Origin of the sequence: Streptomyces sp. NBC_00370 (assembly GCF_036084755.1) — a bacterium.
Classification (GTDB): Bacteria; Actinomycetota; Actinomycetes; order Streptomycetales; family Streptomycetaceae; genus Streptomyces.
The window spans coordinates 4,698,896-4,713,657 of record NZ_CP107968.1 but is presented as its reverse complement, the minus strand read 5'-3'; the positions used below and the strand labels follow the sequence as shown (position 1 = coordinate 4,713,657).

The 14,762-nt window shown below is 69.8% G+C and carries 19 protein-coding genes; 6 read left to right on the top strand and 13 right to left on the bottom strand.

Going from position 1 to position 14,762, the window contains the following annotated elements; genetic code table 11:
- Positions 1-230 precede the first annotated feature (230 nt).
- From OHS57_RS21055 to OHS57_RS21045, 3 genes are read left to right on the top strand one after another with little or no spacing between them, the layout of a single operon-like run.
- Entirely contained in the window at positions 231-698 is a 468-nt protein-coding gene (locus OHS57_RS21055) for a hypothetical protein (RefSeq protein WP_328585262.1), read from the top strand.
- The gene (locus tag OHS57_RS21050; protein ID WP_328583002.1) at positions 601-1,128 is read left to right on the top strand and encodes a hypothetical protein; all 528 of its coding nucleotides are present in this window, start codon (positions 601-603) and stop codon (positions 1,126-1,128) included. Before OHS57_RS21055 ends, OHS57_RS21050 begins: the two co-directional genes overlap by 98 nt.
- Positions 1,122-1,352 carry a hypothetical protein gene (locus tag OHS57_RS21045; protein ID WP_328585118.1) on the top strand — a complete coding sequence of 77 codons (231 nt, stop codon included), beginning with the start codon at positions 1,122-1,124 and terminating at the stop codon, positions 1,350-1,352. Before OHS57_RS21050 ends, OHS57_RS21045 begins: the two co-directional genes overlap by 7 nt.
- A 19-nt stretch (positions 1,353-1,371) precedes the next feature.
- Here OHS57_RS21045 and OHS57_RS21040 read toward each other — a convergent pair whose 3' ends face one another.
- On the bottom strand, positions 1,372-1,827 hold the full coding sequence (locus OHS57_RS21040) for a hypothetical protein (protein ID WP_328583001.1): 456 nt from the start codon (positions 1,825-1,827) through the stop codon (positions 1,372-1,374).
- A gap of 210 nt (positions 1,828-2,037) precedes the next feature.
- Between OHS57_RS21040 and OHS57_RS21035 the strand changes: the two genes are divergently transcribed.
- Positions 2,038-3,987 (top strand): YncE family protein, encoded by a 1,950-nt coding sequence (locus tag OHS57_RS21035; protein WP_328583000.1) that lies wholly within the window; start codon positions 2,038-2,040, stop codon positions 3,985-3,987.
- A 52-nt stretch (positions 3,988-4,039) separates the two neighbouring features.
- Here OHS57_RS21035 and OHS57_RS21030 read toward each other — a convergent pair whose 3' ends face one another.
- The 3 genes from OHS57_RS21030 to OHS57_RS21020 form a co-directional block, all read right to left on the bottom strand.
- The gene (locus tag OHS57_RS21030; RefSeq protein ID WP_328582999.1) at positions 4,040-5,281 is read right to left on the bottom strand and encodes a GNAT family N-acetyltransferase; all 1,242 of its coding nucleotides are present in this window, start codon (positions 5,279-5,281) and stop codon (positions 4,040-4,042) included.
- Positions 5,282-5,365: 84 nt separating this feature from the next.
- The gene (locus OHS57_RS21025; protein ID WP_328582998.1) at positions 5,366-6,352 is read right to left on the bottom strand and encodes an asparaginase; all 987 of its coding nucleotides are present in this window, start codon (positions 6,350-6,352) and stop codon (positions 5,366-5,368) included.
- Between the two features lie 107 nt (positions 6,353-6,459).
- Entirely contained in the window at positions 6,460-7,191 is a 732-nt protein-coding gene (locus OHS57_RS21020) for an RsiG family protein (RefSeq protein ID WP_328582997.1), read from the bottom strand.
- A gap of 143 nt (positions 7,192-7,334) precedes the next feature.
- Here OHS57_RS21020 and dtd point away from each other — a divergent pair, with 143 nt between their 5' ends.
- Positions 7,335-7,772 (top strand): D-aminoacyl-tRNA deacylase, encoded by a 438-nt coding sequence (dtd, locus tag OHS57_RS21015; protein WP_041986642.1) that lies wholly within the window; start codon positions 7,335-7,337, stop codon positions 7,770-7,772.
- A gap of 44 nt (positions 7,773-7,816) precedes the next feature.
- Here the strand turns inward: dtd and ygfZ are convergent, their stop codons facing one another.
- The 6 genes from ygfZ to OHS57_RS20985 form a co-directional block, all read right to left on the bottom strand.
- On the bottom strand, positions 7,817-8,782 hold the full coding sequence (gene ygfZ, locus OHS57_RS21010; RefSeq protein WP_328582996.1) for a CAF17-like 4Fe-4S cluster assembly/insertion protein YgfZ: 966 nt from the start codon (positions 8,780-8,782) through the stop codon (positions 7,817-7,819).
- A gap of 10 nt (positions 8,783-8,792) precedes the next feature.
- Positions 8,793-9,239 (bottom strand): Fur family transcriptional regulator, encoded by a 447-nt coding sequence (locus OHS57_RS21005; protein WP_328582995.1) that lies wholly within the window; start codon positions 9,237-9,239, stop codon positions 8,793-8,795.
- Positions 9,240-9,326: 87 nt separating this feature from the next.
- Entirely contained in the window at positions 9,327-9,899 is a 573-nt protein-coding gene (locus OHS57_RS21000; protein ID WP_328582994.1) for an FABP family protein, read from the bottom strand.
- A gap of 246 nt (positions 9,900-10,145) precedes the next feature.
- Positions 10,146-11,051 carry a hypothetical protein gene (locus tag OHS57_RS20995; protein ID WP_328582993.1) on the bottom strand — a complete coding sequence of 302 codons (906 nt, stop codon included), beginning with the start codon at positions 11,049-11,051 and terminating at the stop codon, positions 10,146-10,148.
- A complete protein-coding gene (locus tag OHS57_RS20990; RefSeq protein ID WP_328582992.1) occupies positions 11,048-11,854 on the bottom strand; it encodes a hypothetical protein in 807 nt (268 codons plus the stop codon). Before OHS57_RS20990 ends, OHS57_RS20995 begins: the two co-directional genes overlap by 4 nt.
- The gene (locus OHS57_RS20985; protein WP_328582991.1) at positions 11,851-12,567 is read right to left on the bottom strand and encodes a hypothetical protein; all 717 of its coding nucleotides are present in this window, start codon (positions 12,565-12,567) and stop codon (positions 11,851-11,853) included. The genes OHS57_RS20990 and OHS57_RS20985 overlap by 4 nt, the downstream gene beginning before the upstream one ends.
- A gap of 104 nt (positions 12,568-12,671) precedes the next feature.
- Between OHS57_RS20985 and OHS57_RS20980 the strand changes: the two genes are divergently transcribed.
- On the top strand, positions 12,672-13,040 hold the full coding sequence (locus OHS57_RS20980) for a DsrE family protein (protein ID WP_041986663.1): 369 nt from the start codon (positions 12,672-12,674) through the stop codon (positions 13,038-13,040).
- Here the strand turns inward: OHS57_RS20980 and OHS57_RS20975 are convergent.
- From OHS57_RS20975 to OHS57_RS20965, 3 genes are all read right to left on the bottom strand, one after another.
- Entirely contained in the window at positions 13,034-13,303 is a 270-nt protein-coding gene (locus OHS57_RS20975; protein ID WP_041986666.1) for a DUF3099 domain-containing protein, read from the bottom strand. The two genes, OHS57_RS20980 and OHS57_RS20975, sit on opposite strands and share 7 nt — an antisense overlap.
- Positions 13,304-13,424: 121 nt before the next feature.
- Entirely contained in the window at positions 13,425-13,712 is a 288-nt protein-coding gene (locus tag OHS57_RS20970) for a DUF1416 domain-containing protein (protein WP_028439550.1), read from the bottom strand.
- A 47-nt stretch (positions 13,713-13,759) separates the two neighbouring features.
- The gene (locus OHS57_RS20965) at positions 13,760-14,599 is read right to left on the bottom strand and encodes a sulfurtransferase (protein ID WP_328582990.1); all 840 of its coding nucleotides are present in this window, start codon (positions 14,597-14,599) and stop codon (positions 13,760-13,762) included.
- Between the last annotated feature and the right edge of the window lie 163 nt (positions 14,600-14,762).

Below are 14,762 nucleotides of genomic sequence, written 5' to 3'. Positions count from 1 at the left end.
CCGTATGCCGCCCTGAAATCAAGCACCTTGGGTCCGCCGGGAAGGTGCCGTAAGCGCCCTCGGGCCGGGTCCGGCCGTGACTTGCGAGGCTGCCTCGACAACTCTGTCAGCTGTATCCGGGCAAGCATGCACCCGCCCACTCATGCCTTCGTCACATGGGCTCTGAACTGCACCTTTCTGGAAACTTACCTAGGCGGGGCAACCCTGTTGGACACGGTCAGGGGGAGTTCATGAGCGAGAACGCCAACACGTACGAGGCCGCCCGCATCACGGTGCTGTACGGGGCGGAGACCATTCGGCAGCGGCCCAGGATGTACGTCGGCTCGGTTGGCGAACGTGGCCTGCACGAGGCGGTGTTCTATGTGCTGGGCCGAGCCGCCAACGAGGTACTGGCCGGCCGCGCCAGTTCCGTCGATGTTGCCCTCATGCCCGACGGCGGCGTGCGGGTGGCTGACAATGTGGACACGGATGGTTCCACCGATCTCGAAGCTCTCCTGACCTGCATGCCTGTCGGGGCATGGCACGCCGGTCGCAACGTCGCGGTCGTGCGGACTGGCCGGCACCGCGCCCTGCATCGCCAATGCCCTGTCGAGCCGCCTGGTGGCCGAGGTACGACGCGACGGTGTCCGTTGGATTCAGGAATACGAACGCGGCGTTGCCGTCGCCCCGCCCACCGCCGTACGGCCGGCATCCGGTAGCGGGACGACCGTCACCTTCTGGCTCGACTCCGCCATATTCGACACCGTGGAGTGCTCGTTCGCCGTGCCGGCGGAACGCTCCAGGGAACTGGCCCTTCTGAACGCGGGCTTGGCCATCTCTCTGACCGACGCCCGTCCTCCGGACGAGCCCCGTTCCGTGCAATTCCTGGGCACGGCGCGCGACTTCGTCGCCTTTCTTGACGCCTCGGCGAGGACGCCCCTCCACCCGGGCGTCGTCACATTCACCTGTGAGGATCAGCGGATGGCGGGGACGGCGGAGGTGGCCCTGAGGTGGTGCGTCTCTCGCGAGGAGCGGATCCGCACCTTCGCCAACAGTCGGCCGACTCACGGCGGCGGTATACAACCTGGCGGGCTTCCGCGACGGGGTAGCGCGCGGTCAACGCCTATGCGCGGAAGCGGCAACTGCTGACGGCGACGGACCTCGATCTCAGCCCCGACCGGATCAGTGAGGGACTGACGGCGGTCGTGTCGGTGAAGCTGGACCATCCGGAGTTCGAGGGCGCCACGCGCGGTGTGCTGGGCAACGCCGCGGTACGCACCAGCGTCAGCGAGGCCGTTCGGGAGCATTTGGGCGGATGGATGGAGAGACACCCGGAGCAGGCCGTAGCCGTCATCGGCGCCACGCTCGGGTAACGCGCCAGCCTGGCCCCGGCTACGGCGTGTCGACGGCGTCCAGGTGGTTTCGCAGTGTGGCCGTGATCTCCTCGGTGGCGCCCGTGGTCGGCAGTGGCCGTGGGGTGGTTTCGCCGTTGGCCATGGCCAGGCTGGTGGCGAAGCGTACGAGGTGCGGGGCGGGGACGAAGGAGTCGCGGAGCCATACGGCGAAGACGGCGGCTTCGTCGGCGGAGACATCGGTGAGGGTGATGTAGGCGTAGTCGGGCCTGGGCATCGCCGCCGTTCCGTCCACCCATACGTCCGGGGCCAGTTCGACCTCGAAATCGAGTGCGGTCCTGTCGTGGATTCCGGACTTCCGGTATTCCACGGTGAGTTCGGGAAACCCCTGCCGCAAAGCCCCCTCCAGGGACTCCAGGGTGGCGCGCCACGCTCCGCCGTCCGTCTCGGGCGGGTAGAAGGCGAAGTTGGTGCGGAGGTTCCGCTCAGCGGTCACTGTCTTCCCTCGGTCTCGGGGTACGTATCGCGTCTAGCCGGGCGAGAGTTCATCCAGGTACGGAACTCCTGGTGAGGCTGCCCGCGAGGCAGAACCGAAGGCGCCGTGTGGAGTGTTGGAGGTCTGCCCTAATCTTCACTCACTGGCCACAGAGCCGGTACAGGCCGCACACAGTGGCCACATGCTTGGGGGGTTCGAATCAACTTGCGCATGCGCATACTTCCGGCCGCCGTCGCGACGGCGGCTCTCTTCAGTTCCATGGTGCTCGCGGCCGTCCCGGCGGCCGCCGACACCAGCGTGCCGATCGGCGTCGACAGTGTGCTCGACACCGTCGTCGACGGCGCTCACCAGCAGCTCTACATGAGCGGCAACAGCGCCATCGCCGTCGTCGGGTACACCGGCAAGGTGGTCAGGACGCTCACCGGTCTTTCCGGCGTGTCCGACCTCCAACTGAGCCCGGACGGCGGCACGTTGTACGCCGCCGTCACCGGCGCCGACAAGATCGTCGCCTTCGACACTGCGACGCTCGCACAGACCGCCGAGTACCCGACCGGTGACGGGACGGCGCCGCGCCGGATCGCGCTCACCGAGGGGCGGATCTGGTTCGGCTACGGCGACCAGTGGGATTCCGGGCTCGGCGAGATCGATCTGACCGCCGACCCGGCGGCCGTCACGCTCGACCTCGCGGGCGCCCACGACTTCGCCACCACGCCGATGCTGTACGCCGACCCGGCGAACCCGGACACCCTGGTCGCCCTGGACGGCGGCATCAGTTCCGGGCCGATCGTCGTCTACGACGTGTCGTCCGGTACCCCGGTCATCCGCGTCACCGCGAACGAGGGCGGCTTCTACCGGGACGCCGCGCTCACGCCGGACGGACAGTCGATCGTCGTGGCCGGGCCGGGGAACCGGGCGGTCACCGAATACCGGCTCTCCGACCTCCAAGAGGTACACGAGTACCCGGTCAAGGACGAGCCGGAGACCGTCAGCGTCGCCCCGGACGGCACGGTCGCGGCAACCGCGCTCGACACCGAGAACACCGGCGACACCTACGTCTTCCCCGCCGGCGCCGGCGCCCCCGCCAGCGTCCGCAACCTGTCGAACGAGTGGATGCCGTGGGGCGGGCACTCGACGGTCTGGTCGGCGGACGGCACGAAGCTGTTCGTGCTGACCGGGTCGTCCGGCTCCACGCAGTTCCACGCCGTGAACGAACCGCGCAAGTACGAGGCGAAGCTCACCGCGGTCGCCCCGGCCACGGCCACGCGCGCCAAGACACTCACCGTCAAGGGCACGCTCACCACCGGTCTCGTGCCGCCCGCGGGGACGCCGCTGAACGTCGTACGCACGGACCTGCTGTCCCCGTCGGGCAAGTCCCTCGGCATCAAGGCGCTCGGCGCGAAGGGCGCTTTCTCCTTCACCGACGCGCCCCCGTCCGGCGGTTCGGTGCGGTACACGGTGACGTACGCGGGGGACGCGGCGCACACCTCGGCGTCCGCCTCCGACACCGTCGCCGTCACCCGCGCCACGCCCGCCCTGACGCTCACCAACAACCACAAGACGTACGACTACGGCAAGAAGGTCGTCTTCACCGCCCACCTCGGCGCCACCTACACCAACCGCACGGTGGAGATCTGGGCCGACCCGTACGGCGGGGACAAGCCGAACAAGCTGCTGAAGACCGGCAAGGCCGACTCGCACGGCAACCTGTCGGCGACCGTCCCCATGTCGCGCGACACCAACGTGACCGCCGTCTTCAAGGGCGATTCCCGGTACAGCGCGCGGACCGTCAAGTCCACCGCGTACGCGCACGCGAAGATCACCTCCTCGCTGTCCAAGTACTACCGGACAGGCAAGATCGGCTCGACCCGCTACTACTACTTCCACAAGAAGACCGACGCCGTCGTGAACACGACGATGACGTACTACAAGGGCCGCAAGGAGCGTCTGGACCTCCAGATCTACTCCAAGGGCAAGTGGTACACGACGGATTCGGAGTACTTCAAACTCGGCACGAACGGCAAGTGCGCCGTCAACCTGGGCCATCCGGGGACGTCGGGCGTACGCGCCCGGGTGCGCGCCGCGTACATCGACACCTCGTCGGGTGACAACGTGAACACCACGACGTACGGCGCGTGGTCGTACTTCTACTTCAGTAACTGACTTCAGTAGCTGACTTCAGCAACTGACCAAGCCGGACAACCACGTTCGGAGCTCAGAAGATGTCCGGGCACCAGGGGCGGCGGGGCGTGCGGAAGAGGTGTTCCGCCGTCGCCGCCGCCCCTGGAGTCTCCTCCGCGACAGCGCCCAGCGCCGCCAGCCGCAGGGCGGACTCCTCGCCCAGGTAGAGCGAGCCCAACTCCCTGACGTCCAGGGTGAGATCAGCCGACTCCGTCGTCGCCGTGACGCTCGCGCCCTGCGGGGTGGCGTCCAGCCGGAAGCGGCCCGCCGCCAGCCCGGCCTTGTCCTGGACCTCCAGGGTGAGGGTGGCCGACGTGTCGTACGTACGGGCCTCCAGGGCGCGCGGGACGTCGAGGAGCCGCACCCACAGGAAGTCCGCCTGCGTGACGATCTTGGCGGCGCGCGGGTCGGGGAGGAAGTACGGCAGCAGGTCGTCGGAGGCGCGGTAGCCGGTGCGGACCGTGTTGACCCAGTCGATGGAGCAGAGGAACCGCCACAGCGCGCGGTCGGCGGCCGGCGTCAGGCCGATCAGGCGCCGGACGCTCACGGTGTTCAGGGGCTGCTTGGCATCGCCCCACTCGGCGTCCGCCGTGTACGCGGCGAGCCCCTCCACCTCGCCCGCCGCCGAGCGGTACACCGCGTAGAACGGCTCGGTCCAGGGGCGGCCCACCGGGTCCTGACCCGTGTGCGCCTTCCACCACACGTCGTCGAGGCTGATCGCGCCCGGCTGCGCCGCGCGGAACCGGTCGTGGAACTCGGGCCCGAGCTTGCGTACGTCGGCTGCGTCGACCAGATCGATCCTGCCGCCGTCGTCGGGGCCCGACCAGCGCGGGTCGAGCCCCGCGCGCGGCACGTCGATGCTCCACTCGGTGATCGCGGCGGCGGGGCCGAAGCCGTAGCGGCCGTAGATCGGGTACTCGGCGGCGATCAGCGTGGAGACGACGTCGCCGCGCTCCTTCGCCTGCGCCTGGTCGTCGGCCATCATGCGGCTGAGCAGCCCGCGCCTGCGGTGCGTGGGCGACACGGTCACGTTCGAGATCGCGTCGGCCGCCAGCACGGCGCCGCCCACCACCGTCAGCTCCTGGCCGAAGGAGCGGAACGTCGCGACGCACCGCCCGTCGTCGAACGCGCCGCGCGTACGCGTCAGATCGCTCAAGGCCAGCCTCGCGGCCACGGCCTCGTCGGACGCCACCGGCGGCCGCAGGAATCCGGTGTCCAGCGCTCGTGTCCAGTCGCGGAGTTCGGATGCGGTGACGGTACGGACCTCAAGGCTCATGGCGCCACGCTAGGCGAACCGCCTCCGAGCGCGCACGCGGTTTTCCGCCGGCGGGAGGCCCTGCGAGAACGACAAGGAACCTGGTCAGAACGCCACCCGCACCTCGCCCACCTCCGCACCACCGCCCAGCACCGGCGCCCGCCCGATCCGCTCCAGCACCTCGTCGTCCTCGCCCAGCATCCGCAGCGCCCGCGCCAGCACCGGGCCCACCGCGCGCCCGCCGCCGTCGTCGATCTTGAAGGCCACCGTCCGGCCGTCGGCCAGCGCGACCGCCTGGACCGCCTCGGCGCCGTTCTTGGACAGCGCGCCCGGCAGCGCCCGCATCAGCCACGTGTCCGAGCGGCGCGTACCCGCCACATACTCGGGATGGGCGCGCATCGCTGCGGCCACCCGGCCCTCGGCCGTACCGGCGTCGGTCTGCACGAAGTGCCGGAAGGCGCGGGCGAGTCCGGTGAGGCTGAGCGCCATCAGCGGGGCGCCGCAGCCGTCCGTACCGACCGCGGCGACCTCCTCGCCCGACGTCTCCTCCACGACCGTACGGACCAGCCGCTGGAGCGGGTGGTCCGGGTCGAGGTACGTGGCGGTCGGCCAGCCGTTCAGCAGGCAGGTGGCGAGCATCGCCGTGTGCTTGCCCGAGCAGTTCATGGCGATCCTGGCCCGCTCGTGCCCCGCGGCGAGATACGCCTCGGCCGCCTCCCGGTCCAGCGGCAGGTCGGGCGGCGTCCGCAGATCGTCCTCCGTCAGCCCGTGCTCGGCGAGCATCGTACGGACGAGATCGAGGTGGAACTCCTCGCCCGAATGGCTCGCCGAGGCCAGCGCCAGCCGCTCCCCCGACAGGTCGAGCCCGGCCCGCAGCATCGCCGCCGCCTGCATCGGCTTGTTGCTGGACCGCGGGAAGACCGGTACGCCGGGGTCGCCGAGCGCGAACTCCACACCGCCGTCGGCCGCGAGCAGCACCAGCGAGCCTCGGTGGTGGCCCTCCACGAAGCCGGACCGTACGACCTCGGCGAGGACCGGCAGGGCGGGGGTGGCGGGAGCGGTGTGTGCGGTGCGGGCTTGCTGGGTCGTCATGGTCGGCCTTCCGAGGGGTGCTGGGGCCTGGGGACCCCCGCCCGACCCTGACCGGGGCCGGTCCGGCCCCGATACGGGCCGCTCCGGCCTGATCCGGCCGAGAGACCCTAGGTGAGCAGGTCGTCCACCTGCGCTTCTCCCACACGGTACCTGCGGGTGATCTCCGCGCTGCAATCGTCGACCGTCCGTTGCAGCAGGTGCCTGCGGCGCGAGATCTGCCGCTCGTGCCGCACCAGCCGGCCCATCGCGGCGTGCAGCTCCTCGCTCGTACGCGCGTCGAGGTCCGACAGCTCCACCTCGGCGAGCGTCTCGGCGGCCAGCTGCCGGCACTCGGCGCTGCGCGGCGTGGAGAGGGTGAGATGCCGGGCGGACGAGCGGTGGCGCGAGGGCGCGTCGGTCAGGATCTCGGAGAGCCGGTCCACCACGGGGGTCTCCAGCAGCGCCGGGTTGCCGGCGGTCGGCAGGGACTCCGGGGCGTTACGGCGCGACAGCTCGGCGCGCAGAATGTCGATGCGCCCCTGCAACAGCCGCCGCAGATAGCTGAGATCGGCCTCGTCGCGCTGCGAGTCCCTGCGCAGCATGCGCAGGTCGGGCAGGCCCAGCTCGGTGAAGTCGTACGGGAGCGGGTCGGTCGGCGCCGGCAGTGCGGCGAGAGCGGTCGGCCCGGCGGGCCTGCCGGCCGGTGCGGCGGCGTCCTGGCCGGTGTCGCCGGCCGTCCGCTGCGCCGGTGGCCGCGACCCGGCCGCTTCGCCCGGCAGGGCGGGGCTGCTGCCGGTCCCCATGGTCGTACGGGTCGTCGGTACGGGACCGGGCGACTGCCCGGCTCCAGATGTGCTCATCGCGCGTGCTTCCCCTCACTCCGCTGGGGAGACCCCCATCCCTCGACCGGTGCGCGAACGCACCGCCTCCCTGCATCGTGCCACTCATGCGGCTGCCCGTGCGGGCACTCTGCACCCGTTCGGCCCCGGATAGGTTGGTCCGTATGCGAGCTGTGGTGCAGAGAGTCGACGGCGCGAGCGTCGCCGTCGTGACCGGATCAGGGACGGAAACCGTCGGCGAGATCATCGGCGAAGGGCTGTGTGTGCTGGTGGGAGTCACCCACGAGGACACGAAGGAGAAGGCGGCGCAGCTGGCCCGCAAGCTCTGGTCGATACGGATGCTGGAGGGCGAGAAGTCCTGTTCGGAGGTGAACGCCCCGCTCCTGGTGATTTCGCAGTTCACTCTCTACGGGGACGCCCGCAAGGGCCGCCGCCCCACCTGGAACGCCGCCGCGCCGGGGCCCGTGGCCGAGCCGCTGGTCGACGAGGTGGTGGCGCAGCTGCGCGCGCTGGGCGCACAGGTGGAAACGGGCCGGTTCGGGGCGGACATGCGCGTCTCGCTCACGAATCACGGCCCGTTCACGGTGCAGCTGGAGATGTGACCGCCGGCAGGGCCTGGAGATGTGACCGCCCGCGGGGGCGCGGCTCAGACCTCGACGACCGACTCCTGGGCCGCCGCGGTGTCCCCCGCCATCAGCTCGGCGTCCAGCGGCACGTTGCGCTTCACCAGCGCCAGCGCGATCGGCCCCAGCTCGTGGTGGCGGGCGGACGTCGTGATGAAGCCGAGCTGGCGGCCGTCCTCGCCGTCGGCGGCGAGCCGGACGGGTGTGCCGTGGCCCGGCAGGTGGACGTCGCTGCCGTCCAGGTGCAGGAAGACCAGCCGGCGCGGCGGCTTCCCCAGGTTCTGGACCCGCGCCACGGTCTCCTGGCCCCGGTAGCAGCCCTTGTCCAGATGGACGGCGGTGCCCAGCCAGCCCAGCTCGTGCGGGATGGTCCGGTGGTCCGTCTCGAAGCCGACGCGCGGCCGGTGGCCCTCGACGCGCAGCGCCTCGTAGGCGAGCGTCCCCGCGAGCGGACCGTGCGCCGCCGCGTACGCCTCAAGCTCCGCGCGCGGCAGGAAGAGGTCGCGGCCGTACGGGGTCTCCCGTACGACGACACCGTCCGGCGCCTCCGTGATGGACCCGGCAGGCAGATGGACCACCGCGAAGTCCTCGGTGCGGTCGGCGACCTCGACGCGGTAGTAGAACTTCATCGATTCCAGGTACGCGACGAGCGCGTCCTGCGTACCCGGCTCGACGTGCACCCAGACCGTCTCGCCGTCGTCCACGAGATACAGCGCGTGCTCGATGTGGCCGTTGGCGGAGAGGATCAGCGCCTCGGTCGCCTGTCCCGCCGGCAGCTCGCTGACGTGCTGCGTGAGCAGCAGATGCAGCCAGCTCAGCCGGTCGGCGCCGGTGACGGTCACGACTCCGTGGTGCGACAGGTCGACCAGCCCCTTGCCGTCGGCAAGGGCGCGCTGTTCACGGAACAGATCGCCGTAGTGGGCGGCGACACCTTCGTCCTGTCCTTCGGCGGCGACAGCTCCGGGCAGCGACAGCAGAGGGCTCTTCATGCTTATCAGCCTACGACTCGCCGCGAGCGGCGCGTTCGGCGCGAGCCGTGCAGTCTCGGCAGCGGCCGAAGATCGCGAAGTGTTTCATGTCGGTCGTGAAGCCGAAGTCCTCGCGCAGCTTCTCCGCGAACTCGGCGGCGACCTTGGTGTCCGCCTCGATCACGTTCCCGCAGTCGCGGCAGACCAGGTGGATGTGGTGGTGCCGGTCGGCGAGGTGGTACGTCGGCGCTCCGTGGCCCAGATGGGCGTGGGAGACCAGCTCCAGCTCCTCCAGCAGCTCCAGCGTCCGGTAGACGGTGGAGATGTTCACGCCCGACGCGGTCTTGCGCACTTCACAGAGGATGTCGTCGGGCGTCGCGTGTTCCAGTGAGTCGACGGCTTCGAGGACAAGCTGGCGCTGGGGCGTCAGCCGGTAGCCGCGCTGTCGCAGGTCGCTCTTCCAGTCGATGCTCACCACGGCCCCAGTGTAGGCAGCCGGTGCGGCGGAACGGACCGCTCCGGCCCGCCGTTCCTGGTTGCCGGGTTACTTGAAGAACGTGCCGGGTTACTTGAAGAAGGCGATGCCGTCGTCGGGGAGGTCGCCGAGGTCCTTGGCCCAGGCGGCGACCTGCTCGGGGCTGACGACCTTCTTCAGATGCGCCGACATGTACGGCCGCAGCGGGATCTCGGGCGTCGACTTCTCGCCCACCCACATCAGGTCGCTGTTCACATAGCCGTAGAGCCGCTTGCCGCCGCTGTACGGGCCGGCGCTCGCGGTACGGGCCACCGCGTCGGTGACCAGGTCGATCTGCGGCTTCTGGTCGGCCAGCTCGCCGTACCAGATCTCCACCACGCCCTGGTCGCGGACCATCACGACCTCGACCTTGCGGTCCTCGTCGATCCGCCAGAAGCCGGACTCCGACTCGATGGGGCTGACCTTGTTGCCTTCGGTGTCGAGCGCCCACGTGTGCGAGACGTACTCGATGAAGTCCCGGCCGTCGTGGCTGAAGGTGACTTCCTGGCCGAAGTTGGCCTTCTCGTCACCGGGGAAGTCGAAGACACCGACGCCTTCCCAGCGGCCCAGGAGAAAGGCGAGGGGGACAAGGCCCGGGTTCAGGTCGGACGGGATCTCGATCATGAGCGGCTCAGTCTCTTGGCTGGGTCTTGGTGGGAATTGCCGGTGCTGGAGGCTGTCAGCGCTGGCCCTGGTACAGCTTCTTCACGACCAGGACGGTGAAGGCGAGCACGGCGACGCAGACCAGGATCAGCAGAGAGGTGTAAGTGTCCTCAAGCACGGAGTGCTCCTCGGATGAGCGGGATGAGCGGAACGGCCGGTCCCCAGCCTAATGGGTGGGGACCGGGCCTTCTTCCGGAGGTGGGCCGGTCAGCCGAGCAGCTGGCTCTGCAGCAGCAGCGTCTGATGGAACGGCACGGCGGGAGCGGTGCCCTTCTTCTCCTCGATCACCAGCGCGAGGGTGTCACCCGCCAGCACGTACGCCTGCCGCACATGGGTGGCCCCGTACGGCTTGAGCTCGGTGAACACGCTGACCGAGGTGTCCGAGACCTGGAGATCGCCGGGCCAGCCGTTGTCGAGGGTGGTCTGGGGCGCGGAGGTGAGCGGGGTGCCGGCGTCGAGGCCGGCGTGGGACTGGATCTGCGCGTCCTTGTAGTCGTTGGCCGCGCTGACCGACAGGAACGCCAGCAGGTAGATCCGCGTGCTGGTGCCGTCCGGCATCGTCCAGCCACGCGCCGCGATGTGCCGTACGGGGAGGTTGCGCAGGCCCGACGCCATGACCTCGCGGCTGTCCGCCTCGTACTCCGAGAGGTACTGGGCGTTACTGATCCAGCCGCCGGTCAGCTTCTTGTCCTGGACGGCGCCCGCAGGCGCGGGCAGGAGCAGCTTCCGCAGGTCGGCGTAGTGGATCTCACCGTCGTTGCCCACGGTGAAGGGGCGCGGGGAGCCCGCGGGCAGCGCGGGGAGGGACAGCTTCGGGTAGTCCCAGCGGCCGTCGCTCCGCGTGGCGAGGCCGGGGACGTCGTCGCGGTCCATGCCGGTGATGCCGTAGGCGACCCCGCCGCCGACCCCGGCGAAGACCACCGCCGCGAGTGTCCACCGGGCGACCGCGCGCAGCACGCGCCGGGGCGGCCGGACGCCGACGACCGGCGGCTCGGTGGGCGGGGGCGGGAACGCGCCGAGCGGTACGGGCGCGGGCTCGGCGACCGGTACGGGGGCGGGCTCGGCGGCCGGTACGGTCGCGTCGGCCGACAGCGGGGTGATCTGCTCGGTCATACGGCCTTCCCCGGGGTGTCGATACGGTCGAGCTGGTCACCGAGCAGGCCGGCGACCTCGGACGCCGCGAGCGGCTCCGTACCGAAGGCGTTCACCTTGATGAAGAGTTCGCCCTTGTACGCCGTGCACACCATGTAGCGGGGATCGAACTCCAAGCCCTCGGGCGCCAAAAAGCACTTGGCGTTCTTCTGGCCCTTGACGGCAGGACCCTTGCGTCCGCCGATGCTCGAAGCGTTCCGGTACATGTCCGCCACGGCCGAGCGGTCCTTCATCTGCGTCACGAACGTCTCGACGACCAGGTCGCCGGTCGCGGCCACGTAGGAGCGTGCGGCCATGCCCTTGATGCCGACCTTCTCGATCTCCTTGTTCATCTCGGTGCGCACCCTGCTCGGAAGGCCCTCACCGCTGCCCTTCAGGAGCGCTCTGGCCTGCTGGGCCGAGAGCGAGGTGTCGTTCCCGAACTCGTCGAGGTCAGGACCGAGGCGGTAGCCCTCGGGCGCGGGCAGCAGTTGCTTGCTCAGCTCGGTGTCGGTGCGGCCCTTGTACGCGTTCGCCGCCGGATCCCGGTTCGGTTTGGCGCGTGCCGCCTGCCACAGCTTGGTGGGGACGGTCCTGTCGGCACCGTCGACGGTGGATTTGACGTACACCGCACCGCCGCCGACGGCACCGAGCACGAGTACGACGGGCAGTGCGATCCCGAGGATCCGGCGCACCCGGCGGCGGGGCGCGGGGACCTGCGGAACGTCGTCCGGTGTGACCGGCACGGCCCCCGGCGCGGGCGTGCTGACTTCTTCCTCGTTCACAGGCGCTCCATCTGCCGCTCGGCCAGCGTCCTGATGGCGCTCTCGCGGATCGTGCCCCTGTCGAAGATGTCGATCTCCATCATGATGTCGCCGCGCCAGGCCACTGCTCTGGCCCTGTTGCGCGACTGGTGACGGGGGTTGTCGTACACCCAGTAGCGGCCGTCGTCGGTGCCCTCGATCACCGAGCCGTTGTTGCCGGCCGCGGTCGCTCCGGGCATGTACGACTGCTGGTCCAGCGCATAGCCGGCGGCGTCCTGGAACGCGCTGGGTTTGAACTGGACGAGGGTGACGACCACCTCACGGTTCTTGCCTTCGTTCCAGGAGACGTTCACGGCCCGCCGGAAACTGGGGGCCAGCGACGTGATCAGGGATTCCGGGTCGGCGAAGTGGCCGGCGTAGGTGTCGAGCGCCATCCAGCCGTCCTCGCTCCCCTCGACCTTGGTCGCGCCCCTGGGCTTGCTGATCAACAGCTTCCGCAGGTCGCCCGAGGTCTTGAGCCCGGCGTCGTGCGCCACGGTCAGCGGCTCGGGCTCCTTGCCCTCGGGAAGGGACTTCGCCGGGTACGCCAGACCCGGCTGGTTCAGCGGCGGCAGCGCCTTCGGCGCGCGGTCCGCCTGTACGGCGTATCCGGTCGCCGTGCCGGCGACGACGCCGAGCACGGCCGCCGCGACGACGATCAGCGTCGTACGGCCGCGTCTTCGTTTCGTTTTCAAGGGGGTCCCCCACGAGACCTGGCTGCAGGTACCAATTACCTGCGCACAGAGCTGACTTGCGAGAGGGAAACGCGGTTGTACAGGGGCGGATTACAGTTCGGTATATGCAATCGGCGAAGAAGCTCGTGATCAAAGTGACGGCCGGGGCCGACGCCCCCGAGCGCTGTTCCCAGGCCTTCACGGTGGCGGCCGTCGCCGTCGCCAGCGGTGTCGAGGTGTCCCTGTGGCTGACGGGCGAATCCGCGTGGTTCGCGCTGCCCGGCCGGGCAGCCGAGTTCGAACTCCCGCATTCGGCGCCGCTGCCCGACCTGATCGAGTCGATCCAGGCCGGCGGACAGATCACGCTCTGCACCCAGTGCGCGGCCCGGCGGGACATCGCGGAGAAGGACCTCATCGAGGGCGTACGGATCGCCGGGGCGCAGGTCTTCGTCAGCGAGATCATGGCCGACGGCGTACAGGCCCTCGTCTACTGAGGGCGGCGGGGGCGCTTCTTGTCGTCCATCTCGTCCCACCACTCGTCCGACTTGGCGTCGTCCGGCGGCTCGTCCCACCAGCGGTCGTCCTTGCCCCGCCGGTTTCCGACGATCGCGGCGACGGGCGGGATGACCATGGCCACCACGGCCATGGCGACGGCGGCCGGAACCGACCACAGCCGCACGAAGGACCAGGCGGAGACGAACAGGACCAGGCATCCGCCCATGAGCAGGAAATAAGCGCGACGCCGTCGCGTGTACATGTTTCCAGCGTACGACGGCACGAAGGACCGCACCCCTTCCAGTGAGCGTCCAACTCCCCTGGGGTGCGGTCCTCCGGCCGATCAGCAGTTCCGGCCGATCAGCAGTTCCGTCGGACAGCTGTCAAACGGCGATGGCGACCTCGGAGAGACCGCCCGTCTGCGCGACGACCGTACGGTCGGCCGTGCCCCCGGGGACCAGTGCGCGCACGGTCCAGGTACCTTCCGCCGCGTAGAAGCGGAACTGCCCGGTCGCCGAGGTGGGCACCTCGGCGGTGAACTCACCGGTCGAGTCCAGCAGGCGTACGTAACCGGTGACGGGCTCGCCGTCACGGGTCACGGAACCCTGGATCGTGGTCTCACCGGGCTTGATCGTCGAGGCGTCCGGGCCGCCGGCCTGTGCTCCACACATACTGTTCAGTCCTCCGGGGTCAGGCGTGATTGCTGGTCGGGACGTGCTTACTTGGCGGCGCCGAGCTCGATCGGCACGCCGACGAGGGACCCGTACTCGGTCCACGAGCCGTCGTAGTTCTTGACGTTCTGGACGCCGAGCAGCTCGTGCAGCACGAACCAGGTCAGCGCGGAGCGCTCACCGATACGGCAGTACGCGATGGTGTCCTTCGCCAGGTCGACCTGCTCGTCGCCGTAGAGCTCCTTGAGCTCGTCGTCCGACTTGAAGGTGCCGTCGTCGTTGGCGTTCTTCGACCACGGGATGTTGCGGGCGGACGGGATGTGGCCCGGACGCTGCGACTGCTCCTGCGGGAGGTGCGCGGGGGCGAGCAGCTTGCCGCTGAACTCGTCGGGCGAGCGCACGTCGACCAGGTTCTGGCTGCCGATCGCGGCGACGGCGTCGTCACGGTAGGCACGGATCGAGGTGTCCTGCGCCTTCGCCTTGTACGTGGTGGCGGCGCGCTCGGGCACGGCGTCGACCAGGTCACGGGAGTCCAGCTCCCACTTCTTGCGGCCGCCGTCGAGGAGCTTGACGGAGTCGTGGCCGTACAGCTTGAAGTACCAGTACGCGTACGACGCGAACCAGTTGTTGTTGCCGCCGTAGAGCACGACCGTGTCGTCGTTGCCGATGCCCCTGGCCGACAGGAGCTTCTCGAAGCCCTCCTGGTCGACGAAGTCGCGGCGGACCGGGTCCTGGAGGTCGGACTTCCAGTCGATCTTGACGGCGTTCTTGATGTGGTTCTTGTCATACGCCGAGGTGTCCTCGTCGACCTCGACGATGACGACCTTCGGGTCGTCGATGTGGGCCTCGACCCAGTCGGCGTCTACCAGGACGTCACTACGGCTCATGCTGTTCTCCTCCGGGGCAGGTGCGGCGAGATGGTGCGGGTTCGTGGACAGTCTCCGGGCGCCAGAGGCGCGAAGGGGGGAGACCCGCTGAACGGCGCGGGGGTGGCCCTGGGCCGCCTGACACGGTCGGGGGCCGGGAATGCGGGAATGCGAATGTCCCGCT

Excerpts from the sequence above, each read along its gene's own strand:
- OHS57_RS21000 (WP_328582994.1), bottom strand. The coding sequence starts at position 9,899 with ATGATCGAGATCCCGTCCGACCTGAACCCGGGCCTTGTCCCCCTCGCC.
- OHS57_RS21035 (WP_328583000.1), top strand. The coding sequence starts at position 2,038 with ATGCGCATACTTCCGGCCGCCGTCGCGACGGCGGCTCTCTTCAGTTCC.
- OHS57_RS20970 (WP_028439550.1), bottom strand. The coding sequence starts at position 13,712 with ATGTGTGGAGCACAGGCCGGCGGCCCGGACGCCTCGACGATCAAGCCC.
- OHS57_RS20965 (WP_328582990.1), bottom strand. The coding sequence starts at position 14,599 with ATGAGCCGTAGTGACGTCCTGGTAGACGCCGACTGGGTCGAGGCCCAC.
- OHS57_RS20975 (WP_041986666.1), bottom strand. The coding sequence starts at position 13,303 with ATGTACACGCGACGGCGTCGCGCTTATTTCCTGCTCATGGGCGGATGC.
- OHS57_RS21025 (WP_328582998.1), bottom strand. The coding sequence starts at position 6,352 with ATGACGACCCAGCAAGCCCGCACCGCACACACCGCTCCCGCCACCCCC.
- OHS57_RS21030 (WP_328582999.1), bottom strand. The coding sequence starts at position 5,281 with ATGAGCCTTGAGGTCCGTACCGTCACCGCATCCGAACTCCGCGACTGG.
- ygfZ (WP_328582996.1), bottom strand. The coding sequence starts at position 8,782 with ATGAAGAGCCCTCTGCTGTCGCTGCCCGGAGCTGTCGCCGCCGAAGGA.
- OHS57_RS21055 (WP_328585262.1), top strand. The coding sequence starts at position 231 with ATGAGCGAGAACGCCAACACGTACGAGGCCGCCCGCATCACGGTGCTG.
- OHS57_RS20980 (WP_041986663.1), top strand. The coding sequence starts at position 12,672 with ATGCAATCGGCGAAGAAGCTCGTGATCAAAGTGACGGCCGGGGCCGAC.
- OHS57_RS21020 (WP_328582997.1), bottom strand. The coding sequence starts at position 7,191 with ATGAGCACATCTGGAGCCGGGCAGTCGCCCGGTCCCGTACCGACGACC.
- OHS57_RS20995 (WP_328582993.1), bottom strand. The coding sequence starts at position 11,051 with ATGACCGAGCAGATCACCCCGCTGTCGGCCGACGCGACCGTACCGGCC.
- dtd (WP_041986642.1), top strand. The coding sequence starts at position 7,335 with ATGCGAGCTGTGGTGCAGAGAGTCGACGGCGCGAGCGTCGCCGTCGTG.